The 24,338-nt window shown below is 62.7% G+C and carries 20 protein-coding genes and 2 pseudogenes; 14 read left to right on the forward strand and 8 right to left on the reverse strand.

Going from position 1 to position 24,338, the window contains the following annotated elements:
* Nucleotides 1-21: 21 nt before the first annotated feature.
* Nucleotides 22-1,410: a dihydrolipoyl dehydrogenase gene (lpdA, locus tag L1F31_RS09175; RefSeq protein WP_265420325.1), complete on the reverse strand. Its 1,389-nt coding sequence runs from the start codon at nucleotides 1,408-1,410 to the stop codon at nucleotides 22-24.
* A gap of 166 nt (nucleotides 1,411-1,576) precedes the next feature.
* A complete protein-coding gene (locus L1F31_RS09180) occupies nucleotides 1,577-3,046 on the reverse strand; it encodes a leucyl aminopeptidase (RefSeq protein WP_265420326.1) in 1,470 nt (489 codons plus the stop codon).
* Between the two features lie 97 nt (nucleotides 3,047-3,143).
* Between L1F31_RS09180 and L1F31_RS09185 the strand changes: the two genes are divergently transcribed.
* Nucleotides 3,144-4,250: a quinone-dependent dihydroorotate dehydrogenase gene (locus L1F31_RS09185; RefSeq protein ID WP_265420327.1), complete on the forward strand. Its 1,107-nt coding sequence runs from the start codon at nucleotides 3,144-3,146 to the stop codon at nucleotides 4,248-4,250.
* Here L1F31_RS09185 and L1F31_RS09190 read toward each other — a convergent pair.
* On the reverse strand, nucleotides 4,225-4,845 hold the full coding sequence (locus tag L1F31_RS09190; protein WP_265420328.1) for a DUF3043 domain-containing protein: 621 nt from the start codon (nucleotides 4,843-4,845) through the stop codon (nucleotides 4,225-4,227). The two genes, L1F31_RS09185 and L1F31_RS09190, sit on opposite strands and share 26 nt — an antisense overlap.
* A 14-nt stretch (nucleotides 4,846-4,859) precedes the next feature.
* Between L1F31_RS09190 and L1F31_RS09195 the strand changes: the two genes are divergently transcribed.
* The 12 genes and pseudogenes from L1F31_RS09195 (at nucleotide 4,860) to L1F31_RS09250 (ending at nucleotide 16,069) form a co-directional block, all read left to right on the forward strand.
* Nucleotides 4,860-6,236 (forward strand): dipeptidase, encoded by a 1,377-nt coding sequence (locus L1F31_RS09195; RefSeq protein WP_265420329.1) that lies wholly within the window; start codon nucleotides 4,860-4,862, stop codon nucleotides 6,234-6,236.
* 78 nt (nucleotides 6,237-6,314) lie between these two features.
* Nucleotides 6,315-6,668: a HesB/IscA family protein gene (locus L1F31_RS09200; protein ID WP_265420330.1), complete on the forward strand. Its 354-nt coding sequence runs from the start codon at nucleotides 6,315-6,317 to the stop codon at nucleotides 6,666-6,668.
* A gap of 32 nt (nucleotides 6,669-6,700) precedes the next feature.
* On the forward strand, nucleotides 6,701-7,399 hold the full coding sequence (locus L1F31_RS09205; protein ID WP_265420331.1) for a leucyl/phenylalanyl-tRNA--protein transferase: 699 nt from the start codon (nucleotides 6,701-6,703) through the stop codon (nucleotides 7,397-7,399).
* Nucleotides 7,400-7,508: 109 nt separating this feature from the next.
* Complete coding sequence (gene ctaC / locus L1F31_RS09210; RefSeq protein ID WP_265420332.1) at nucleotides 7,509-8,381, forward strand: aa3-type cytochrome oxidase subunit II; 873 nt, start codon at nucleotides 7,509-7,511, stop codon at nucleotides 8,379-8,381.
* A complete protein-coding gene (gene ctaD, locus L1F31_RS09215; protein ID WP_265420333.1) occupies nucleotides 8,378-10,075 on the forward strand; it encodes an aa3-type cytochrome oxidase subunit I in 1,698 nt (565 codons plus the stop codon). Before ctaC ends, ctaD begins: the two co-directional genes overlap by 4 nt.
* Entirely contained in the window at nucleotides 10,072-10,473 is a 402-nt protein-coding gene (locus L1F31_RS09220; RefSeq protein ID WP_265420334.1) for a cytochrome c oxidase subunit 4, read from the forward strand. Before ctaD ends, L1F31_RS09220 begins: the two co-directional genes overlap by 4 nt.
* Before the next feature lie 358 nt (nucleotides 10,474-10,831).
* A pseudogene (locus tag L1F31_RS09225) lies at nucleotides 10,832-11,422 on the forward strand (transposase); the annotation flags it as partial.
* Between the two features lie 126 nt (nucleotides 11,423-11,548).
* Nucleotides 11,549-13,087, forward strand: coding sequence for an IS21 family transposase (gene istA, locus L1F31_RS09230; protein ID WP_265420372.1), 1,539 nt, complete (start codon nucleotides 11,549-11,551; stop codon nucleotides 13,085-13,087).
* Nucleotides 13,084-13,914, forward strand: coding sequence for an IS21-like element helper ATPase IstB (gene istB / locus L1F31_RS09235; RefSeq protein ID WP_265417432.1), 831 nt, complete (start codon nucleotides 13,084-13,086; stop codon nucleotides 13,912-13,914). The genes istA and istB overlap by 4 nt, the downstream gene beginning before the upstream one ends.
* A complete protein-coding gene (locus L1F31_RS09240; RefSeq protein ID WP_265417433.1) occupies nucleotides 13,911-14,171 on the forward strand; it encodes a hypothetical protein in 261 nt (86 codons plus the stop codon). The genes istB and L1F31_RS09240 overlap by 4 nt, the downstream gene beginning before the upstream one ends.
* 180 nt (nucleotides 14,172-14,351) lie before the next feature.
* Nucleotides 14,352-15,326, forward strand: a pseudogene (locus tag L1F31_RS09245) (Mu transposase domain-containing protein); the annotation flags it as partial.
* Nucleotides 15,323-16,069, forward strand: coding sequence for an ATP-binding protein (locus L1F31_RS09250; protein WP_283255771.1), 747 nt, complete (start codon nucleotides 15,323-15,325; stop codon nucleotides 16,067-16,069). The pseudogene L1F31_RS09245 and the gene L1F31_RS09250, both read left to right, overlap by 4 nt.
* Before the next feature lie 953 nt (nucleotides 16,070-17,022).
* Here the strand turns inward: L1F31_RS09250 and qcrB are convergent.
* From qcrB to ctaE, 4 genes are all read right to left on the reverse strand, one after another.
* Nucleotides 17,023-18,648, reverse strand: a complete 1,626-nt coding sequence (gene qcrB, locus L1F31_RS09255) for a cytochrome bc1 complex cytochrome b subunit (RefSeq protein WP_265420335.1) — start codon at nucleotides 18,646-18,648, stop codon at nucleotides 17,023-17,025.
* The gene (gene qcrA / locus L1F31_RS09260; protein ID WP_265420336.1) at nucleotides 18,645-19,688 is read right to left on the reverse strand and encodes a cytochrome bc1 complex Rieske iron-sulfur subunit; all 1,044 of its coding nucleotides are present in this window, start codon (nucleotides 19,686-19,688) and stop codon (nucleotides 18,645-18,647) included. Before qcrA ends, qcrB begins: the two co-directional genes overlap by 4 nt.
* Nucleotides 19,689-19,737: 49 nt before the next feature.
* Nucleotides 19,738-20,523, reverse strand: coding sequence for a cytochrome bc1 complex diheme cytochrome c subunit (gene qcrC, locus L1F31_RS09265; RefSeq protein WP_265420337.1), 786 nt, complete (start codon nucleotides 20,521-20,523; stop codon nucleotides 19,738-19,740).
* A 69-nt stretch (nucleotides 20,524-20,592) separates the two neighbouring features.
* A complete protein-coding gene (gene ctaE, locus L1F31_RS09270; RefSeq protein WP_429860955.1) occupies nucleotides 20,593-21,267 on the reverse strand; it encodes an aa3-type cytochrome oxidase subunit III in 675 nt (224 codons plus the stop codon).
* Nucleotides 21,268-21,464: 197 nt separating this feature from the next.
* Between ctaE and trpD the strand changes: the two genes are divergently transcribed.
* The gene (trpD, locus tag L1F31_RS09275; protein ID WP_429860963.1) at nucleotides 21,465-22,568 is read left to right on the forward strand and encodes an anthranilate phosphoribosyltransferase; all 1,104 of its coding nucleotides are present in this window, start codon (nucleotides 21,465-21,467) and stop codon (nucleotides 22,566-22,568) included.
* Here trpD and L1F31_RS09280 read toward each other — a convergent pair.
* Nucleotides 22,536-24,293 (reverse strand): DEDD exonuclease domain-containing protein, encoded by a 1,758-nt coding sequence (locus L1F31_RS09280; RefSeq protein WP_265420338.1) that lies wholly within the window; start codon nucleotides 24,291-24,293, stop codon nucleotides 22,536-22,538. The genes trpD and L1F31_RS09280 overlap by 33 nt on opposite strands.
* Nucleotides 24,294-24,338: the final 45 nt, after the last annotated feature.

Genomic DNA, 24,338 nt, shown 5'->3' on the forward strand with positions numbered 1-24,338 from the left:
GAGTTTTTCTCTCCTCGGATCTTATGAGTGGAAGTGCAGGGGTTTGCCGGCCAGGGCCAGGTGGGCTTCGCCGATGGCTTCGTTCTGCGTGGGGTGCGCGTGGATGAGCTGCGCGACTTCCTCGGGGAAAGCCTCCCAGTTGACGATGAGCTGAGCTTCGCCGGCCTGCTCGGACAAGCGTGCGCCGATGCCGTGGACACCGACGACCGGGCCGTCCTTCTCGCGGATGACCTTGATGAGTCCCGTGGTGCCGAGGATGACGGACTTGCCGTTGCCGCCGAGGTTGTATTCGAGCGATTCGACCTGATCCTTGCCGTACTTCTCTTCGGCCTGAGCCGAGGAGAGTCCGACGGAGAAGATCTCCGGCTCGCAGTAGGTGACGCGGGGGATGCCCGATTCGAGCACGGGCACCGGCTTCAGACCGGCGATCTCCTCGGCGATGAAGATTCCCTGGCCGAAGGCACGGTGTGCCAGCTGCAGGCCCGGAACGATGTCGCCGCAGGCGTAGATGTTGCCGACGCCGGTGTGGAGACGCTCGTTGGCGAGGACGAATCCGCGATCCATCGGGATGCCCTGCTCTTCGAATCCGAAGCCTTCGGTGACCGGGCCGCGGCCCACTGCCACGAGGAGGTACTCGGCTTCGAGAGTAGATCCGTCTTCGAGGGTGACCTTGACGCCGTCAGCGGTCTCTTCGACTCCCTTGAACATGACACCGAGCTTGAAGCCGATCTTGCGCTTCTTGAAGGCGCGTTCGAGGTTCTTCGAGATCGTCTCGTCCTCGTTCGCGACGAGGTGCTTGAGTCCTTCGACGATCGTGACGTCGGCTCCGAAGGACTTCCAGACGCTGGCGAACTCGACGCCGATGACGCCGCCGCCGAGCACGATGGCCGAGTTCGGCACCTTGTCCAGCTGCAGCGCCTCGGTGCTCGTGATCACGCGGTCGGTGATCTCGAGTCCGATGGTCTTCGAGGTCGAACCGGTCGAGAGCAGGACGTTCGTGCCCTTGACGGTGTGGTTGCCGTCTTCGCCCGAGACTTCGACGGTGTCCTTGCCGACGAGCTTGCCGGTGCCGAAGTAGGTGTCGATGCCGCGGGCCTTGACCAGGCCCTGCAGTCCCTTGTAGTTGCGGGTGATGACCCCGTCCTTGTACTCGAGCACCTTGCTCATGTCGATGCCCTTGAACTCGGCTTCGACGCCGAATGCTGCGGAGTCCTTAGCCGAGTCGGCGACCTCTGCTGCATGCAGAAGAGCCTTCGTCGGCACGCAGCCACGGTGGAGGCATGTGCCGCCAACCTTGTCGCGTTCGATCAGAGCGACCTTCATGTCGAGTTCTGCGGCTCGCAGAGCAGCGGCGTAACCGCCGGTTCCGCCGCCCAGGACGACAAGGTCGTAGGTCAATGAATCACTCACGGATTACTCCTCGTAGCTGTGAATAAGACTGCGCTAAGCAGCTTTCTGTCTTATCTTTCCACTTTTCTCGCCTGTGGCGAAAGGAAACGCTGTCTGATTGGACACAGGTGGGGATGATCACGTTCCCGTCGACAGCGTGTAGAACTTCGTCGTTCCGCCCCCTTGCTCAGCCCTTCGCGATTTCGATGAGCGTGCGCACGGCAGCACCGGTTGCCGCCTTCGGGGTGTAGCCGAAGGGTGCGGACCCGTTGAAGCTGGGTCCGGCGATGTCGATGTGCGCCCACGCGGTGTCCTCACCGACGAATTCGCGCAGGAATGCCGCCGCGGCGAGCATCCCGCCGGGCCGGGGCCCGGAGTTCGTGAGATCAGCCGCGGTGGAGTCGAAGCCTGCGAGCATCTCCTCCGGGATCGGCATCGCCCACATGTTCTCGCCGGCGGCCGCCGCAGCAGCGGTGACTTCGTTCCGGGCAGGTTCGGATCCCATGACACCCGAGGTCCGTTCGCCGAGGGCGACGATCTGTGCGCCGGTGAGAGTGGCGACATCGATGAGCAGATCGGGTTTTTCGGCATCGGCGTCGGTGAGAGCATCGGCGAGGACGAGTCGGCCCTCGGCATCGGTGTTCGTGACCTCGACCTTCTTGCCGCTGCGCATCGTGAGCACATCGCTGGGACGCTGTGCCGAGGAGCCGGGCATGTTCTCTGCTAACGGCAGCCAGGCGGTCACCCGCACGGGCAGTCCGAGGTCGGCGATGCCGAACAGCGCCTGCACGACAGCGGCCGAACCGGCCATATCGGACTTCATGTCCTCCATGCTCTTCGCGGGCTTGAGCGAGATGCCGCCGGAATCGAAGGTGATGCCCTTGCCGACGAAGCTGAGATGACGCTTCGCGCCCCTCGGGGCGTATTCGACCTTGACGAGCCGTGGGCCCCGGGTCGAACCCTGTCCCACTCCGATGATCCCGCCGTAGCCGCCGGCCTTGAGCTCCTTGTCACCCAAGACGGTGACCTTGAGCTTGCGCTCCTTGGCCTGGGTCTTCACGATTTCGGCATAGGACTCGGGGTAGAGGTCCAGGGGAGGAGTGTTGACGAGGTCGCGGGCACGGTTCGTCGCGGCCGCGATCACGGCACCGGCCGCGTGGGCGGCGGCGAAGGTCTTGCCCTTGGGCCCGATCACCGTGATCTCGCCCGGTGTCGCGCCCTCGCTGCGGTATTCGAGGAACCTGTAGGCGCCGAGCCCGGCACCCACGGTGACGGCTTCGACTTCGGCGGGGGTGGCAGTCGGCAGCGCCAGCGCGATCGAGGCGACGCCGTCGAGTGTGCGCAGGGCGGCGCCTGCGGCACGACGCAGCGCCTCCTGAGTGGCGGCGACATCCTCGGCGGAGGCATCGAAGTCTCCGAGGCCGACGAGCAGGACGGAGCCCGCGGCAACGCCCTTCGGTGCGGGAACTCGGGCGGTGGATCCGGCCTTTCCGGTGAACCCGATGGCCTGCGCAGCTTCGTCGAGCGCAGTTCGCGCGGTTTTCGCTCCGTCGAGTCCGAGGACCGCCGAATCCGCTGTGCCCAACACCAGCACGGAGGCGGTGGCCTTCAGCGGTGAGGTCGTGGAATAGCTGCTTGTGGTGGATGCACCAGCCATGAGTTCCCTTTCAGTCGTCTTTGAACGTTGATTCGATCCTAATGCCAATCAAGGCGGGATGCGGAAAGGGCGGTCGACTGTGACATATTCTGGGGTCGTGTACTCATTGATCTTCAGACTCCTCTTCGCACCGATGGATGCCGAACGGGCCCATCACCTCTCGTTCACCGCACTGCGGGCACTCGATTCCGTGCCCCTGCTCGGGCGCGTGCTGCGCTTCATCTGCGGACGCGGAACCGTTCGGTCCGCAGATGTGCTCGGTCTGCCGTTTCCCAACCGGGTGGGCCTGGCCGCCGGCTTCGACAAGAACGGCGTCGGAGTCCGCGCCCTGTCCATGCTGGGCTTCGGGCATATCGAGGTCGGCACGATCACCGCACACGCGCAGCCCGGCAATGACCGACCGCGCCTGTTCCGGCTGCGGGAGAACCTCGCGCTGCTCAACCGCATGGGCTTCAACAACGACGGTTCCAGGCAGGCATCGTTCAACATCGCCTCCGAGCGGAAGAAGATCGACGCACTGCCGGCCCGCCTGCGCCCGATCGTCGGGATCAACATCGGCAAGACGAAGATCGTCGAGGCGGCCGACGCGGTCTCCGATTATGCGGCGTCGACCCGGGTGCTCGCACCGCTCGCCGACTACCTCGTCATCAACGTGAGCTCGCCGAACACGCCGGGTCTGCGGGATCTGCAATCGGTGGGCAGTTTGGAGCCGATCATCACCGCAGTCCGCGACACCGCCGCCGAGGTGGTGGAGAATCCGCGCTCCACGCTCGGTCATGTGCCCCTGCTGGTGAAGATCGCCCCCGACCTCGCCGACGATGACGTCGTCGAGATCTGCGATCTCGCGCTGCGCTCCGGTGTCGACGGGCTCATCACGACGAACACGACGATCAACCGGTCCGTGCTCGAGGGCCGAGAGGCCGCGTTCGCCGAGGCCGAGGCCGGGGGCATCTCCGGTCGCCCCGTGGCCGACCGGTCGCTTGAGGTGCTGCGACTGGTGAAGAAGCATGTGGGCAAGGAGCTCACCGTCATCTCCGTCGGGGGAGTCGCGGACGCGAAAGACGCCCGGGCACGAGTGGCCGCGGGCGCCGATCTGGTTCAGGTCTATTCGGAGATGATCTACTCCGGTCCGTTCTTCCCCGGCCGCGTCATCCGCGGCCTCGAGTCGAGCCGACTGCTCACTCGGGGTACTGGCGGCGCTTGACCTGTGGTTTGGGCATGCGCAGCGGACGCAGCTGGATGCTGCGCATAATCGCATAGAACGTGATCCCGCGTTCGACCTCGCCGAACTTGTTGCGCAGCCGGTTCTTCAGGATGTAGTTGAGCACGAATCCGTCGAGGATGATGAGGGCGATGAGCCCCCATACGGCATAGGTGAAGTACTGCTGGATCTGCACCGGCTGAGTGAAGGCGATGACGAGGATGAGGATCGCGGCAGGGATGAAGATCTCCCCGATCGAGAACCGGGCATCGACGTAGTCGCGGATGTAGCGGCGCTGCGGACCCCTGTCGCGGCGGGTGAGGTACTTCTCCTCACCGTTCATCATGCCGATGCGCGCGCGATCACGCTCCTGCCGCTGCTGTTCCTTGGCCTTCTTGTTCGCAACTTTGCGATCCTTATTCACCAAGGGCTGACGGCGCGCAGACTCCTGTTGGCTGCGCTTGGGCGTGGGCCGTCCCTTCTTCTCCTCCGCAACGCGCCGGGCGTCGGCTTCTGCGGAGTGGTCATCATGGGCTGGCTGAGGGGCAGAGGATTCGTCCTCCGCGCGCGATTTTTTGCTTCCGAACACGAGATGCATACTACCTTTGGAGAATGAGCGAATCGACTTCAGCACTTGACAGTGCACAATTGCACGCCGAATTGGACACCATCTTCGATGAGGTCCTCACCGATCTCACCGATCTCGTGGCGATCCCGTCCGTGGCGTGGCCGAGCTTCGACGCCGCCAACGTCACCGCCAGCGCCGAGGCGGTCGCAGGCCTGGCACGGCAGCTCGGACTCGAGACCGAGATACTCACCGCCCAGCAGGACGACGGCACCGACGGCTACCCGGCCGTGGTCGCCTCGGTGCCGGCTCCCGCCGGGGCCCTGACCGTCCTGCTCTACGCTCACCACGACGTGCAACCGCCCGGACGCGCGGAGGACTGGAACACCGAGCCCTTCGTCGCCACTCGCAAGGGGGACCGGCTCTTCGGCCGCGGAGCTGCCGATGACAAGGCCGGCATCATGGTCCACCTCACCGCTCTGCGGCTGCTGGCCGACCGCCTCGGCGTGGGTGTCACTCTCTTCTTCGAAGGCGAGGAGGAGGCGGGCAGCCCGAGTTTCCGGAACTTCCTCGAGACCTACCGGGACCGTCTGCGCTCCGATGTCATCGTCGTCGCCGATTCGGGAAACTGGGCGGCCGGCACGCCGGCGCTGACGACGAGCCTGCGGGGGATGTGCGCGATCGAGTTCGAGATCTCCACCCTCGATCACGCGGTGCACTCCGGCATGTACGGAGGAGTCGCACCCGATGCGATGCTCGCGATGACCAAAGTGCTGGCCAGCCTCCACGATGACAACGGCTCCGTCGCCGTTGCCGGACTCCATACGGAGCGCGAGTCCGACATCGACTACGACGAGGCGACCCTGCGCACCGACTCGGGCGTGCTCGAGTCCACGGAGCTCATCGGTGCCGGAACGCTTGCCTCACGTCTGTGGACGCAGCCTGCGATCACCGTCATCGGCCTCGACATCCCCGACGTCGATGTCTCTTCGAACACGCTGCAGTCCTCACTCAGAGCCAAGCTGTCGATCCGCCTCGCACCGGGGGACACACCTGCCTCGGCGGTCCGGGCCGTGGAGGAGCACCTGCGGGCGAACCTGCCCTTCGGTGCGCAGCTGAGCATCGGTGAGACCGAGGGCGGCAGCCCGTGGCGCGCCGACGAAACCGATCCGGTCGTGCAGACGGCGCGCCAGGCGCTCACAGATGCGTGGGGGACCGATTCGGTGACGATGGGCATCGGCGGCTCGATCCCATTCATCGCGGACCTGCTGGAGGTCTTCCCGGGCGCATCGATCCTCGTCACCGGCGTCGAAGACCCGGATGCTCGAGCTCACAGCGCCAACGAATCGCTCTATCTGCCCGATTTCAAGGCGGCGATCGTCGCCGAGGCGCTGCTGCTCCAGCGACTCGCACCGGCACAGTGAGAGAAACGGGAATAGGAACACCCACCGTGACGTTGTTCGCGGTGTAGCCTGGGGACAGGAACGTGAGAAGGAGTAACCATGACTGTGACCGATAAAGCCGAAGCCACCCACGAGGTGGAGCTGTCGTCGACCGCTGCCGACAAGGTCCGCAGCCTGCTCGAGCAGGAAGGTCGCGATGACCTGCGTCTGCGCGTGGCCGTCCAGCCCGGAGGCTGCTCCGGACTGATCTACCAGCTGTACTTCGATGAGCGCTACCTCGACGGTGACGCTGTGCGGAACTTCGACGGAGTCGAGGTCATCGTCGATCGGATGAGCGTTCCCTACCTCAGCGGATCGACGATCGACTTCTCGGACACCATCGAGAAGCAGGGCTTCACCATCGACAACCCGAACGCCGGCGGATCCTGCGCCTGCGGAGACTCGTTCCACTGATCAGCCGCGGCTGACGAGGAGGATCGCTTCTCATGGACCTGGAGGATCTGCGTGCCGTGTCGTACACGGCCACGCAGCCCCAGGTCCTTTCTGCGTACAGAGCAGGATTGTTCCCGATGGGCGTCGGCGTCCGCGGCACCGGTCGCATGGGCTGGTGGGCTCCGCGACGACGCGGAGTGCTGCTGCCCGGAGACATCAGGGTCACGAAGAGCCTGCGGAAATCGATGAAGCACTTCGACTACAGCACGGACCGCGCCTTCGAGCAGGTCATGCGTGCGTGTGCCGACCCGAATCGGCTCGGCACCTGGATCACAGAGGACATCATCACCCTCTATCGCGGCCTGCACGACGACGGTTGGGCACACTCGGTCGAAGTGTGGTCCGATGGCGAGCTCGTCGGGGGACTCTACGGTGTCGCCATCGGATCGTTCTTCGCCGGCGAGTCGATGTTCCACACGGCCAGAGACGCCTCGAAGGCCGCTCTGGCGCACCTCGTCGGCCTCTTCGACGACAGAGACTATTCGCTGCCGAACGGCGCTGCGACCTCGGCGGATGCTTCAGTCACCGCAGCAGATCCTAGGCCGAGGCCAGGGGAGTGGCTCATCGACACACAGTGGCAGACATCACACCTGGAGAGCCTCGGCGTGTCGGAGATCGGCGGTCTCGAGTACTCCGCACGGCTAGATTCCGCGCTCCGGGGCAAAATCTGTCAGGGTATTCTCAACAAATGAACACCTGCGGGTGAATTTCTACCGCCTGTAGCGGTAGTCTTATGGATGACAGAGTAAGTACACGTCTCTCGGCCTGACCAGAGACGAAGAACGTTGTGAAAGGCTGCACGTGGATTCTCCGAATCAGTCAGGACCGCAGCGGTCCTGGGCGAAGCGGCTCGGCATTCTGAGCGCCGTATTGATACCGGCGTTGCTATCAGGTTGCACGAAAGAGCAGATCGCCACAGGATTTTTTCCCGTCGAATCTAAGGGCGCGACGAACCACACCGAGGCCTACACAGCACTGTGGAACGGCGCTTGGATCGCCCTTCTGGTGGTAGGTCTCATCGTCTGGGGCCTGATCCTGTGGGCGATGGTGGCGTACCGTCGCCGCAAGCACGATCGCGGACTGCCGGTTCAGATGCGCTACAGCATGCCCATCGAAATCCTCTTCACCGTCACCCCAGTCGTCCTCGTGCTTGGCTTCTTCTTCCAGAACGTCCAGGTTATGGAGAAGACGACTGACGACAGGACTCCCGGCGAGCAGGTCATCGAGGTCGCCGCCAAGCAATGGGCATGGGACTTCAACTATGAGACGGAGAACGTCTACTACGCCGGTACGCAAGTCGAACTCGACGGCACGGAGAAGCCGGAGGAGACCGCTCCCGTGCTCTACCTCCCCGTCGACACCGACCTGGAGATCCGCCTGCACTCCCGCGATGTCATCCACTCCTTCTGGGTTCCTGCGTTCCTCGAGAAGCGCGATATGATCCCCGGCCGCGATCAGAGTCTGCATCTGCGTGCCGAAAAGGAAGGCGAGTACGTCGGCAAGTGCGCCGAACTGTGCGGTGAGTACCACTCGGAGATGCTTTTCAACGTCAAGGTCGTGTCGAAGGAAGAATTCCAGAATTACACACAGTCGCTTGCCGATCAGGGCAACACTGGCCAGCTGGGACCGGAGTATGATCGCAACTGGTACCCGAAAGAAGGTGCTGAAAAATGACCGCCACGATGGATCAATCAGCTCTTGACACTCCGGTAGTTCCCCGGAACAAGGGCAAGATCATCGTCGACTGGATCACGTCGACGGACCACAAGACGATCGGGTACATGTACCTCATCGGTTCGTTCTTCTTCTTCTGCATCGGCGGCGTCATGGCGCTGATCATCCGACTCGAGCTCTTCGAGCCCGGAATGCAGATCGTTGAGACGAAGGAACAGTACAACCAGCTGTTCACCATGCACGGTACGCTCATGCTGCTGATGTTCGCGACCCCGCTGTTCGCCGGATTCGCCAACGTCATCATGCCCTTGCAGATCGGTGCACCGGACGTCGCCTTCCCTCGACTGAACGCCTTCGCTTTCTGGATGTACCTCTTCGGCAGCCTCGTGGCTATTTCCGGCTTCCTCACTCCACAGGGGGCGGCCTCGTTCGGTTGGACGGCATATGCGCCACTGAGCAACACGACGTTCACACCAGGCGCTGGCGGCAACCTATGGGTCCTCGGCCTCGCGTTGCAGGGCTTCGGAACGATCCTCGGATCGGTCAATTTCATCACTACTGTGATCACTATGCGTGCACCGGGCATGACCATGTTCCGGATGCCGATCTTCAGTTGGAATGTGCTTGTCACAGGCATCCTCGTGCTCATGGCTTTCCAGCCTCTCGCTGCCGCATTGCTGGTCCTCGCATCGGACCGCATTCTCGGTTCCCATGTTTTCAGTCCGGCTAACGGTGGACCGATTCTCTGGCAGCACTTGTTCTGGTTCTTCGGCCACCCGGAGGTCTATGTCATCGCCTTGCCCTTCTTCGGCATCGTCACCGAGATCTTCCCTGTGTTCAGTCGCAAGCCCGTCTTCGGCTACAAGGAACTCGTCTTCGCGACGATCGCCATCGCCGCTCTGTCCGTGACGGTGTGGGCACACCATATGTATGTGACCGGAGTTGTGGCCTTGCCGTTCTTCGCATTCATGACGATGCTGATCGCCATTCCGACAGGCGTGAAGTTCTTCAACTGGATCGGCACGATGTGGCGAGGCTCGATTACGTTCGAGACGCCGATCGTGTGGTCGATCGGATTCCTCGCCACGTTCCTCTTCGGTGGTCTGACCGGCGTCATCCTCGCCAGCCCGGCTCTCGACCAGCAGGTCTCGGACACCTACTTCGTCGTCGCTCACTTCCACTACGTCGTCTTCGGCACCGTCGTGTTCGCGATGTTCGCCGGATTCTACTTCTGGTGGCCGAAGTGGACCGGAAAGATGCTCAATGAGAAGCTCGGCCACATCCACTTCTGGATGCTGTTCATCGGCTTCCACGGCACCTTCCTCGTCCAGCACTGGCTCGGTGTCGACGGCATGCCCCGTCGTTACGCTGACTACCTGCCGCAGGACGGCTTCACCTGGATGAACCAGGTGTCGACGGTCGGCTCGCTGCTGCTTGGTCTGTCGATGGTTCCGTTCTTCTGGAACGTGTGGATCACAGCTCGCAACGCTCCGAAGGTCACCGTTGATGATCCCTGGGGCTACGGCGCATCGCTCGAATGGGCGACCTCCTGCCCACCCCCGCGTCACAACTTCACCTCGCTGCCGCGGATCCGTTCGGAGCGTCCGGCCTTCGATCTCAACCACCCTGAGCTGCTCGAATACGCCGGGCACTCGACCTCTGAAGAACAGCTGACTGGAGGCGCCGCCAAGTGAAAGCTTCGATCCTCGTCTTCAACATCAACGCGCTGTTCTTCATCGTGGTAGCGATTGCGTACGGCCTTTACACCGATTTCACTGAGCTGGTGGGATTCCCCGCTCTGCTGCTCGTCGGTGGAATGTCCGGAATGATCGGCATCTACCTGTGGCTGACCGACCGCCGTGTCGGCCGTCAGCCTCAGGACCACGATGATGCCGAGATCTCGGACGCCGATGCCGACTACGGCTTCTTCAGCCCGTGGAGCTGGTGGCCGATCGTCTGTGCAGGTGCTGCAGCCGTTGCGTTCTACGGAATCGCCATGGGTTGGTGGATCTTCCCCTTCGGTGCAGTGCTCGGCGTCGTCGCGCTCGTGGGTCTGTCCTACGAACACGATCGTGGAGACTTCGCCCACTGATCACCCCTTCAGCGAGATGACTCTCGCCGCGCCTCTGTGGCCCGAACTCCTTCGAGTTCGGGCCACAGTGCTATTCACGCCTGTTACGGCGTTCTGGAGCCCTTTGCGTGCGTTCACAAGAGGCAGCCTCAAGGACCGCACGTCGACGGCAGTGGACCTCGGCTGCGTCGACAGTCTTCGCGGAGCTGCGCACACCTGAATATCCGCTTTATTGGGGGCCGTCAATCGTGGGTTCGGGGGCCGGACGCCTGATCAGATAATCGTGTGGTTCGGGGCCAGCTATGGCGTGCATGGGGGCCACTGACGTATAAGCTCCTTCCGCCGCGTGTATAGGGCACGCGGCAGAAGGAGAATATTCATGGTACGCAAGATCAGAGCGAAGCTGGTTCTACAGCTTCGGGCCGAGGGGCTCTCGGGAAGAGCTATTGCATCGTCTCAGGCGATGTCCCGTAAGTCTGTCACCCAAGTCCTCGATGCCGCGAATGCTGCCGGCCTGAGTTGGGATGATGTCAAAGACTGCCCCGATGGTGAGGTGTACAGTCTGTTGTTCCCGGGCCGCGGCGACCATCACAGTGTGTTCGCCCAACCCGACTGGGAACGAATCCATAAGGAGATGGCTCGGGTCGGGGTGACGCTGAAGCTCCTCCATGGCGAGTATGTCGATGCATGCGCTGCTGCTGGTGATGCGGCGATGAGCTACGACCGGTTCTGCCGCACCTATCAACGTCATGTGCTGGTCACTGGCGCCGCTTCCCGAGTCGGTCACAAGGCCGCGCAGACGATCGAAGTCGATTGGTCGGGGCCGACGATGCGACTGTATCCGTCGGGGGCGAGTCAGCCTGTGACCGTGTATCTGTTCGTCGCGTGTCTGCCATTCAGCCGGTACGCGTTCGTGTATCCGAGTCTGGATATGAGCCAGGATTCCTGGTTGCGGGCGCATGTGAGTGTGACAGTCTGAAATGGCCCCACTTGGAGCAAAAATGATCCTCTGATTTGGCCCCACCCCCGACCTACCAGCCGTACCGTTCGTGATGTCGACCAAGACGTTCACGAAGAGGTGGGGCATATGAAGGAGATGTCGAGAGTGGAGCAATTCGAGAATATCCGACGAGACCACAGAGACCATGAGATGTCGATTCGACAGTTAGCCCAAAAGTACAAGGTCCACCGCAGGACGGTACGTCAGGCGTTGGCGGATGCGGTACCACCGCGGCGGAAGACTCCGGAGAGGGTAGCACCAGTCCTCGGTGAGCACGTTGCCACCGTCCGGGCTTGGTTAGTTGCTGACAAAGAGGTCCCTCGGAAGCAGCGTCATACCGCCCGGCGGGTCTGGCAGCGCCTCGTCGAGGAGGAAGGAGTCGAGGTTGCGGAGTCGAGTGTGCGAACCCTGGTCGCGAAGCTGCGCCGGGACATTTTCGATCAGTCGTTGGAGGTCAAGGTTCCTCAAACCCATGCCCCGGCGGCTGAAGCCGAGGTCGACTTCGGGGAGTTCTACGCCCTCATCGGTGGGGTGTGGTTGAAGCTGTGGATGTTCATTCTGCGCCTATCGCATTCGGGTAAAGCCGTGCACATTGCTTACGCCAACCAGGCTCAGGAGTCGTTTCTCGACGGTCATGTGAAGGCCTTCGACCGGCTCGGTGGAGTCCCGACGGGCATGATCCGGTATGACAACCTGACTCCGGCGGTGGTGCGGGTGCTGCTGGGTCGGGAACGGGAGGAGAATCCCCGGTTTGTCGCCCTGAGGTCGCATTACGGGTTCGATAGCTTCTTCTGCCAGCCCGGGATCAAGGGTGCTCATGAGAAGGGTGGCGTCGAGGGGGAGGTCGGTCGGTTCCGGCGCCGTCATCTGGTGCCGGTGCCCGAGTTCGCCTCCTTAGCCGAGCTCAACGCTTTCATGGTCGCTGCCGATGCTGGTGATGACGACCGAAAGATCACCGGCCGGGTCGAGACGGTCGGGGCCGCGGCGGCCCGGGAGCTGCCTGGCCTGCGGGGTTTGCCCGATGAGGTCTTCGATGCCGCGCAGACCCTGTCGTGTCGGGTCGATGCGAGAGCCAGAGTGTGCGTACGTCAGTCCTATTACTCGGTGCCGGCCCGGTTGGCTGGCAGACGCCTCCAGGTGCGTTTGGGGGCCACGACGGTGACCGTGATCGCTGAGTCGGGGGTGGTCGCTGTCCATACCCGGTCGCTGCATAAGTACACCGAAGATTTGGTCCTCGATCACTACCTGGAAGTCCTCATACGCAAGCCCGGAGCATTCGCCGGGGCCACCGCGCTGGCGGCTGCCCGGAAGTCCGGGATGTTCACGAACGCTCATCAACGGTTCTGGGATGCTGCGCGTGGGCAACTCGGCGACACGGCCGGGACCCGGGCGCTCATCGGTGTGCTGCTACTGCACCGCAGCCTGCCCAACGGTGACATTGTCACCGCATTGACAACCGCGACCGGGTTGGGATGCTTCGATGCTGATGTGGTCGCGGTCGAGGCCCGCCGGGCCGGTCAGGCGATGACTGCGCCACCGGCGGTGGTCGTCCCGGCCCACGTCGGACCAGTCGGGGAGAGGCCGGTGCCGGGCCTGGGCGCCTATGACGAACTGGTCTCGGTGGTGGGAGCATGAACGCGAAAACCATCCCGGCATCGACGCCGGCAGTGACTGCTCTGGGTGATCAGGCGGCTGAGGCCGCGATCGCCACGGCTTGTCGGACCCTGTTCATGCCCACGATCCGTGACCAGGCCTCACCGATGGCCGAGGCAGCAGCCCGAGAACGGCTCTCGCACAAGGCCTACCTGGCTGAGGTGTTGGCCGCGGAGTGTGATGATCGTGATGCCCGCCGTCGGATCCGGCGGATCAAGGAAGCGAAGTTTCCTCGCACCAAGCACCTGTCCGACTTCGATACCGCCGCCATCGAGGATTTGCCGCCGGCCCGGTTGGCGACTCTGGCCACCGGAGCGTGGATCGATGCCGGTGAGCCGTTGGTGCTACTCGGTGATTCCGGGACAGGGAAGACGCATCTGCTGATCGGTCTGGGGACCGCCGCGGCCGAGCAGGGCCGCAGAGTCCGCTACGTCACGACGGCGGCCCTGGTCAACGAGCTCACCGAGGCCGCCGATGCCAAGCAGCTCTCCCGGGTAGTGGGCCGCTATGCTCGCCTGGACCTGCTGTGCCTGGATGAGTTGGGGTATGTCAGCCTCGATTCTCGTGGAGCTGAGTTACTCTTCCAGATCATCACCGAACGTGAGGAACGAGCCTCGATTGCGACAGCCTCGAACGCCTCGTTCAGCGAGTGGGGGCAGACATTCACCGACCCGCGGCTGGCCGCGGCCGTTGTCGATCGGTTGACGTTTAACGCCCACATCATCAACACCGGCACCAGCTCTTACCGGCTGCGCACCACCCGGGCCAGGAGCGAAGAGGCCACTTTGCAGGAAGGAGATCAACCATGATCACCACCGAGGATCAGGAACCAGCCAGCGGAAATGCCATCGATGCCACCGAGGACTGGGTCGCCTACATCAGCCAACGCCTCAATGACGCCCAGGATCTCCTGGACGGGATCAGTGTCACCATCGAGTCTGTTCAGCCCAGTGGCCGCGAGCATGCCGCCGATCTGATCGATTCGGCTATTGAGGACCTTCAGCGACTGCGTCGCCGATTCGGACCAACCGAACCCGACTACGGCCCTGGCGATCCGCCGTTCTGACCACACTGGAACCTGAGAGGCCCGGCCACTCCTGTGGCCGGAGAAAGGCTCGCAACACAACACCGCCCGACCCCGCTGGGCCGCGACTGTTACCAACGCGCGGCGAGCACGACCACACATGCTGGGGTGGGGCCAAATCAAAGCATCACAGTGGGGCCAAATGGGGTTGACACACTCACGCATGTGGCAATGTTCACCGCTTTCGACGGATCGACGCCGAGGATCGTGCCGGACAACCTCAAAACCGGAGTGATCGCTCATCCCCGCGATGGTGAGGTCGTGCTCAACGATGCTTATCGGGAAATGGCTGCCCACTATTCGGCGGCAGTGCTTCCGGGCCGGATCAGAGCACCGAAAGACAAGGCGAGTGTGGAGAACACTGTCGGGCATGTGGCCACGTGGGTGATCGCGGGACTTCGGGACCGACGGTTTGCTTCGCTGCCGGAACTGGCATCGGCGATCGAGGAGCGAGTCGCAGCCTATAACGCCGAGCCCTTCCAGAAGCGGCCAGGTTCCAGACTCAGCGTCTTCACCACCGATGAGCAGCCACTGCTGAGGCGATTGCCGCAGGTTGCCTACGAGATCAGCCGGTGGGTCTACGGGCGCCGGGTGGCCAGGAATGGGCATGTCAGTTGGGCGCGGAACTATTATTCAGTGCCGTTTGCCCATATCGGCGCCAAGGTTGATCTGCGAATCACCGATCGCAGTCTTGAGGTCTATTCCGGCCATGAGAGGATCACGACGCACCTGCTGCTACCGGTAACGGCAGCGAATGAGTATCGGACGAATGAGGCCGACCTGCCGGTCGGCGAGAAGTACCAGCTGTGGGACAAACCGCGAGCCCGCCGGTGGGCCGAGCGGATCGGTCCATCGGCACTGGTTGTCATCGATCGCATTTTCGAGTCTGTTCCCATCGACGAGCAAGGACTCAACCCGGCCCTGGCGGTGTTGAGGCTGGCCCGCCGTTACTCTGCTGAAAGGGTCGAGGCGGCCTGCCGGATCGCTTTGGCCGGTCCGGTGAGGTCCCCACGCTATGCGCATGTGAACCCGATCCTGGTCACAGGGCAAGACCACACCAGAGCCGACGAGGCTCAGCCTGTCGAGCACGGCGGTTACGTTCGTGGAGCCTCCTACTATGCAGGAGGCCGACAGTGACGGCGATCGATACAGAAACCAAGCGCAAGCTGCGCGAGATGGGTGCGACACCTTTGCTGGAGGCACTCGAGTCCCAGGACGAGGACCTGACTATGGGAATGAGCTTCGATGAACGCCTGCAGTTGATCGTCGACGAAGCCCACTCGAGGTTCAACCATGCCAAAGTTGAAGGACTCATCCGCCGGGCCGGACTACGATACCCGGCAGCGGACCTGCGGCAACTGTCCCGCGTCGATGAGAGAGGACTGGATCAGAACGTGATCGCGCAGCTAGGAACCTGCGGCTTCATCGACCGCGGCCAGAACGTCGTGTTCCAAGGATTCACCGGTTCGGGAAAGTCCTATCTGGGATGTGCTCTAGCAAAACGAGCCTGTCAGCACCGGATCCGAGCTCACTACATTCGCATGCCTGATCTGGAAGAGGCCTGGGCACTAGCAAAGGACAAACCGCTGGGCACGACGAAGTTATTGAAGAAATACGCCGCGTTCACCGTCCTCGTCATCGACGAATGGTTACTCGATCCTCCCGATGAGGCTATGCGCAGTATGCTGCTGGAACTGCTCGAGCGCCGCTACGACACGGCATCGACGGTGTTCTGTACCCAGTATGCGAAGAAGGACTGGCATCAACGACTAGGGTCTGGAGTCCACGCGGATGCGATCATGGACCGAATCGTGCACAACACGATCTGGGTCGAGACTGGCAGTCATAACATGCGTGAACATGCTGCTCTGAATTCGTGAGAAACCGTCGGTGGGTGGCTGGTGGACCCGATAGTCCCGGCTGCTGGCCCCCACCGGCAATATCGGTGGCTCCCAAACGCACGATCGACTGGTCCCCAAAGCTTCAAATACTCACACCGTCAGTGAGCTCAGCGCGACCTGCGTTGTGTGAAGTGATGGTGCCGAATACTGGTTGAGGGGATGGTCTCCGACTCAGCGATCCTGGGACGCTGTTCAACGGGGCGCTGTTCAACTCTGGGTACATCTGGAATCGTCTGCGCTCAGAGGTTCAGAGGATCATAAGGTGGCCGGTTCCCGTGGGCGATCTTGCTGTGGGCCTGGTCTCGTATCCTTTCGGGACACGTGGATAGCCTCGCGAGGCACCGTCGCTGCCCTTCAAACACCCTAAATTCGGCCTCGTCACAGGCGTTTCCAGCCCGGTCCACCAGGCCGCGCAGGAGGGCTCCGCTCTGCAGGGGACGGCGCTGGGCTGCCCGCATGATGATGTCGTAGGCAGGGGAGTGGCGCCCGTCGACCACCGATACACACTGCAGACCGGGGCAACCGCGGCCAGACCGGTGGAACCGCTGTCTTGCCCTCATCCGCACAGAAGACTTCTCTACGCACCGGCCTCCGGCCTCACAGACGAGACAGGACTGTGTGCGATAGGGGCAAGAAAGCCTGTGTGTAATTGAGACAAGAAGGTCCGTCGGCCTCTCAGGGTGACAGCCCCATTCTGGACACCATTCTCGCCACCATTCTTGACTCCAGTCCCGGCTAGAGACCGAGGAACGAATTCCGAGGGGAGTCCCTCGGCGCCGAAAGTGCATCGGCGAAATCAACAGTGCCGATGACCTGTACCGGCAGCTCTGCCTGCTGTTCCAAAGCGTGGCGGTCGTAGTGTGCCGTGAATAGGACGAGGGGCTCAGCAGTCTGAACTGCTGAGCCCCTCGACTCGTGATGAAACTGACCGGTCAGTGACCGAGCTCGTTGTTCTTCGAGCCCTCGACCGCATCGTGGCTGTGGTGAGAAGCTTCGAGTTCCTGCTTCGTCACCGGTGCCACACGATCTTCGAAGAAGAACCGCGACAGACGTGCGCGCAGCTTCTCCATACCGGTGACCTTGCCCTCGGCGTTCGGCTGAGCCGGGATGTACTCCGGCGATTCGAATGCAGTGATCTTCCACAGCTTGTGCGGAGGAAGAGCCTCATGGCGTTCGAGGAACTCACCGTGGGGGAGACGGATGATCTGTGCGGTCTCGCGACCGTGCAGCGCGATCTCCCGGTCCTTGCGCTGGAGAGCGATGCACATGCGCTTGGTGATCACGTATCCGATGATCGGTCCGAAGAAGAACAGGAATCGGAAGATGTAGATCATATCGTTGAGCGACATCTGGAAGAACACCGCGATGATATCGCCCGAGGCGGCTGCCCACATGTTGCAGTAGAAGATGATCCCTGCGACACCGATGGCCGTGCGAGTCGGGTTGTTGCGCGGACGATCGAGGATGTGGTGTTCCCGGTGGTCCTTCATCAGCCACGCTTCGAAGAACGGGTAGATGAACATGACCGCGAACACGCCGCCCATGACGATGACAGCACTGTTGATGTTGAACGAGATCGGCCATCCGAAGATGTAGAACTCGAACCAGCCCGGGACGATGCGGAGGAAGCCGTCGGCCCAGCCGATGTACCAGTCAGGCTGCGTACCGGCAGACACCGGTGACGGGTCATAGGGACCGTAGTTCCAGATCGGGTTGATCGTGAACAGTGCGGAGATCAGTGAGAGCAGACCGAAGATGAGGAAGAAGAAACCCCCGCCCTTGGCCGCGAAGGTCGGCAGAACGGGTTCGCCGACGACGTTCTTCTCGGTGTTGCCGGCACCCGGGTACTGGGTGTGCTTGTGCACGACGACGAACATCAGGTGGATGCCGATGAGTGCGATGAGCAGAGCCGGAACGATCATGATGTGCAGCGTGTACAGACGCGCCACGATGTCGATGCCAGGGAACTCGCCGCCGAAGAGGAAGAACGAGATGTAGGTGCCGACGAGGGGGAGCGACTTGAGGATGCCGTCGATGATGCGCAGACCGTTGCCCGAGAGCAGGTCATCAGGCAGGGAGTAGCCGGTGAAGCCGGCGGCCATGCCCATGATGACCAGGAGGACGCCGACGACCCAGTTGAGCTCACGCGGTCGACGGAACGCGCCGGTGAAGAACACACGGAGCATGTGCACGCTCAATGCGGCGACGAACAGCAGCGCGCCCCAGTGATGCATCTGTCGGATGAACAGACCGCCGCGAATCTCCAGGGAAATCGCCAGCGTCGAGTCGTAGGCCTCGGAGATCTGGACGCCGCGCAGCGGCAGCCAGGGTCCGTCGTAGTGCAGCTCGCCCATGGCGGGCTGGAAGAAGAACGTGAGGAACGTTCCCGACAGAACGACGATGATAAAGCTGTAGAGAGCAACCTCGCCGAGCATGAACGACCAGTGCGAAGGAAAGATCTTGCGGCCGAATTCGCGCACGAGAACCGAAGCGCCGACGCGGGTTTCGGCGAAGCTCGCCGCCTTCCCGATGGTGGTAGTTGGCTGTGTAGTACTCATGGGTGGTTGATCTCCCAGAACGTAGGTCCGACAGGCTCAGGGAAGTCCGACTGTGCAACCAGGTAGCCTTCGCTGTCCACGGTGATGGGCAACTGAGGAAGCGGTCGTTTGGCCGGGCCGAAGATGACCTTGCAGTGCTCGGTCACGTCGAAGGTCGACTGGTGGCAGGGGCACAGCAGGTGGTGCGTCTGGTGCTCGTAGAGAGCGACAGGGCAACCCACGTGTGTGCAGATCTTCGAGTACGCGACGATGCCGTCGTGTGACCAGTCCTTGCGATCAGGATCCTCTTTGAGTTCCTTTGGATCGATGCGCATGAGCAAAACCGCCGCCTTGGCCTTCTCATTGATCGGATGCTCACTCGATTCCTCGTCGCCGATGCCCGACGGCAGGACGTGGTAAGCAGACCCGATCGTGACCTCGTCGGCCTTGATCGGACGCTCGGAGTCTACCGAGGGTATTCCACCCGGATCGCGGATGAGGCGAGTGCCCTTCTCCCACAGTGTGTTGAAGAGCTTGTCGCCGGGCAGGGGCCCCAAGTCGCGGAAGACGAGGACCGCGGGCAGGGGAGCGATTGCCAGTGCGGCGATGAGGGTATTGCGCAGAAGCGGACGTCGGGCGATTCCCGACTCTTCCTTCGCCTGATGAAGGATTTCAAGCGCGATGGCCTGGTCCTCTTCGCTGCCGTTGATGTCGTGGCGCTCGTCGATGCCCTCGTGATCGCTCATGAGATTCTTGGCCCATAGCACGGCACCGAAGCCGATGGAGAACATTGCAACGGCGGCACCGAGGCCGACGAACATGGTGTGCAGTCGGATGCTCCGCATCGACTCACCGGGGCTGAACAGGAAGTAGGCGACGATGAACCAGATGGTTCCGATCATCGACAGTACGAACCATGCGGCCACCTGGCGTTCGGCGATCTTCTCGGCACGCGGATCCGAGTCGGAAAGCCGCGGCTTGTGCTCAGGCAGACCCGGGTTCGTGAACCCGTTCAACTCCTCGAGCTGGCCGCCGCCACCGGAGTGCTCTTTCGAGGTCATTGAATTCCCCGTCTGTTTTCGTGTTGGATGGTGAACGACACTGTCGGACTCACTTGGACCTGGATGACAGCCACACTGTCATACCGATGACCGCAGCGAGACCGAAGAACCATATGAACAGTCCCTCTGCCACTGGTCCCAGCGATCCGAGCTTGAACCCGCCGGGAGAGGGGTTGTCCGAGACTTCCTTGACATAGGCGATGACATCGCGCTTGTCTTCGGGCGTCAGGTTCGCGTCGTTGAAGATCGGCATGTTCTGCGGTCCGGTCTGCATCGCTTCGTAGAGGTGCTTTTCCGAAACCTCGGAGAGGTTCGGTGCATACTTGCCGCGTGTCAGAGCACCACCGGAGCCGACCACGTTGTGGCACATGGCGCAGTTGGTGCGGAAGAGACCGCCGCCAGCAGCAGGGTCACCCTTCGACGCATCGAGGTATTCGTCTTCCGGAACTGCCGGCCCGGGGCCGAGCGAAGCTACATAGGCAGCCAGCTGAGCGGTCTGCTCTTCATCGAACTGAGGTTCCTTGACGCGGGCCTGCGGACCGTTGGCCTGCAGCGGCATACGTCCGGTACCGACCTGGAAGTCGACGGCTGCCGCGCCGACGCCGATGAGGCCGGGTCCGGCTTTCGAACCTTCCGCGTTGAGACCATGACAGGTGGCACAGTTTGCCGCGAAGAGCTTTTTGCCTTCTTCTATATCAGAGGCACTAGCTGTGTCAGCCTTGGCGCTCGAGGTCTGTGTGAAGAGTGCATAGGCTCCGCCGGTCAGCAGCAGTCCCACGAGGAGCAGTGCGACCAGTGCCATGGGATGTCTGCGGCGATCTGCTAGAAGCTTCACTTGATCGTCCTTTGCTTGAAGTGTTGCTTGAAGTGTTGTGAGTCCTGGGGACCGAGCATCTCAGGCCGCCTACTGGAGCAGGTAGATGATGCCGAACAGCCCGATCCAGACGACATCGACGAAGTGCCAGTAGTATGAAACGCAGATGGCGAATGTGGCTTCGTGGTGACCGAACTTCTTCGCTCCGTAGGCCCGGCCGATGACGAGCAGGAAGCAGATGAGCCCAATGGTCACGTGGATGCCATGGAACCCTGTCGTCAGGTAGAAGACGGATCCGTATCCGTCGGAGTTGATCGCGAGTCCCTCGCTGACGAGGGTCGCGTACTCCATGACCTGACCGGAGACGAAGATCGCTCCAAGGAGGAAGGTGAGGTAGAACCACTCGACCATCCCCCATTTGGCGATGTTGAACAGGGAACCGGTCCGCCGGGGGCGGAACCGTTCGGCCGCGAAGACACCGATCTGGCAGGTGAACGAAGACGACACCAGGATCAACGTGTTGCCAAGGGCGTAAGGGATATCGAGGATCGGAGTCCTCGTCTCCCACAGCTCCGGAACGACGGACCGGATGGTGAAGTACATGGCGAAGAGCGCGGCAAAGAACATCAGGTCGCTCGCGAGGAACACGATGAAGCCCACCGTGGTCACATTCGGACGATTGACAACCGGATGTGCTGGCGCTGTTTGAGATGCAGAGGCAGTTGACACAGATCCATTATTACCCGTCTTGGGGTGAGTTTTCATCTTTTACCCAGGTTTCGAGAAAGAAATTTCTACAATGTGTAGCGAAATCCCCGAGTTGGTGCCGAAGTCTCGATCTGGAAGCCGCCTCCGCCCGCGTGTCGAAGTCGCGATAGGATGCCGCAGGTAAGGTCCGTCCCCGCCTGCGGGACGGCGGCAATGCCTAACGAGAGTTCATACGGATGACTGATTCCACGCCCCTGACCACCCCGGCAGCTCACGCGTCGGAGGCCCGCAGCGAGGTCGAGACAGTCGCTCAGAACTGGCCCGATCTGCTCATGGCCCTGATGCACCAGCAGGACCTCGCCGGTGAGCAGGCGGCATGGGCGATGGATCAGATCATGTCCGGCAATACCCCCGATGTGACAATGGCCGCATTTCTAGCCGCCCATCACACAAAGGGTGAGACGGTCGACGAAATCGCCGGTCTCGTCGCCGCGATGATGGACCATGCAGTGCCTCTGCCGGGCCTCGAAGACTCCGTCGACATCGTCGGCACCGGAGGCGACCGGGCGAAGACCGCGAACATCTCGTCGACCGCGGCGATGATCATCTCCGCCACCGGGCAACGGGTTGTCAAACACGGAAACCGCGCGACATCCTCGGCGTCGGGATCTGCCGACGTGCTCGAAGCGCTCGGCGTGCGTTTCGATATCACTCCCGAGCAGACCGGACAGATCGCCCAGGAAGTCGGTCTGGCCTTCTGCTTCGCCAACGTCTTCCATCCGTCGATGCAGTTCGTGGCGGCGGTGCGACGCCAGATCAGCGTTCCGACGGCCTTCAACATCCTCGGACCGCTGACCAATCCCGCGCGTGCCCGTCACGCTGCGATCGGGGTCGCGGATGCTCAGATGGCACCGCTGGTCGTCGGCACTCTCGCCAAGCGCGGGCATCAGGCCGTGGTGTTCCGTTCCCGTGACGGGCTCGACGAGCTGAGCAACACGGCCGTCAACGATGTCTGGGAAGTCCGCCACGGTGAGATCGAACATACGACCTTCGACGCCCTCGACCTCGGCATCGCTCGCGCCACGAAGGACGATCTGCGCGGCGGGGGACCGCAGGTCAACGCGGGCATCACTCGTGCCGTGCTCGACGGCGAACGGTCAGCTGTGCGTGACATCGTGGCGATCAATGCCGCCGCGGCACTCGTGGCGGCCGACGAATCGGCTGTCGGCAGCTTCACCGAACGGCTGGCGGCGAAACTCGAAACCGCCGTCGCCACGATCGACAGCGGCGCCGGCGCCGCAAAGCTGGACCAGCTCATCGAGGTCTCACACCGCGTCGCCGAGACGAACCGCTCCTGATGATCTGGCGTGGCTGGTCGCTCCCGTGCGCGGCAGCGACCAGCCGACGCCGTCCTGCACCGAGGTCGAGACCAGCTCCGCTGTCTCCAGCCAGCCAGCGAGCAGCCGTGTCTCCTCCGGCAGCGAATCGGTCTCACGCGGCAGCGGGCCCGGTGCGGGCACCCACTCGGCAGTGGATCGCAGTGCTGTGACCGATTCGGACAGCCCCTGACGACTGGTGACATGACCGGCGTTGGCGAGTCGGCCGTGCCGGATGACGGCGAGATCCCAGCCCGATTCGAAACCGGGGGCCACGGCCACGAGTTCCGGCACGCCGCGCAGAGCTGTGACCTCTTCGGCTCGCGACGCGGTCGCCACAGCCGAACGCATGGCGTCGCGGACCTCTGCCGCCGTCTCGTACCTGGCTTCACCGGCCAATCGCTGCATCCGTGCAGACGCCAAGCGCTGCAGCGAGCTCAGGTCACCGGTGAGGAGCTCGACGAGGTCGGAGATGCTGTCCTGATACGCGTCCGGGTCGGTGATGCCGGAGCAGGGGCCTCCGCACTGACCGACCTGAGCGCTCACACACGGCCGATGCTCACCGAGGTTGCGCTTCGTGATGTTCGCCGTGCACCGTTTGACGGGGTAGAGGGTGTCGAGCAGCTCCTTGACCGCCTGCGCATTCTTCCGGGATCGGAAAGGTCCCAGCGGCGGGGCGGGCGAGCGTTCGATCGCAGAATTCGCTCGGACAACCGAGAGGCGGGGGAAGAGCTCGTCGCTGAGGACGATCCATGAGTTGCGGTCGGGATTCTTCGATCGGCGGTTGTACGGTGGGGCCAACTCGCCGATGAGACGGATCTCGCGGACCTCGGCTTCGAGAGCGTGGGCACACGGCAGGCAGCTGATCTCCTGCGCCGCAGTGATCATCTCGGCCATCCGGCCACGATTCTCCGAGGCGTTGAAGTATCCGCGGACACGACGGGCCATATTGCCGGATTTGCCGATGTAGAGGACACGGCGGGTGCCGTCGAGGAACATGTAGACACCGGGCTCGGCCGGCACTCCCCTGGCCAGATGCGATTTCGACTGGCGTTTGGCCCATCCCGACTGTCGGACGGTTGAGAGCTCCTCGAGCGTGGTCACTCCGTAGCCGCCGAATCGTTCGAACAGGTGATGGAGCAGTTCGCCGGTCGCCCGGGCGTCGGAGAGCGCACGGTGGTCGGGTGCCGCCTCGGTGCCGAAATGTGCGGCCAGCGTCGACAGCTTGTGGTTGCGCACCTCATCCCGGCCCACGACGCGGCGGGCGAGGGTGACGGTGTCGAGCACTGTCGGGGCCGGCCAGTGGTAGTCGAGCCGTTCGCACGCCGACCGGAGGAAGCCGATGTCGAACGGGGCATTGTGGGCGACGAGCACGGCGCCGATCGAGAATTCGAGGAAGCTGGGCAGGACCGCGCGGATCGAAGGGGCATCGTCGACCATGGCGTGGGTGATGCCGGTGAGTCGGGCGACGAAAGGGCTGATCACCGACTGTTCGGGTTTGACCAGCGATTGGAATTCTCCGATGACCTCGCCACCGCGGGTCTTGACCGCACCGATCTCTGTGATCTCCGACTGGCCCGCCCGTGTGCCCGTCGTCTCGAGGTCGACGATGACGAAGGTGACATCGGACAGGGGAGTGCCCAGGGAGTCGAAGGACAGCTGCGCATTGTCCAGGGCGCTCGGGGCGCGATCGAATGGGGCGGTCATGATCTCCAGTGTCTCAGGTGCTGCTGACACGGAGGGCCGGGCTGT

The organism is Brevibacterium spongiae (genome assembly GCF_026168515.1).
Taxonomy (GTDB): Bacteria; Actinomycetota; Actinomycetes; order Actinomycetales; family Brevibacteriaceae; genus Brevibacterium; species Brevibacterium spongiae.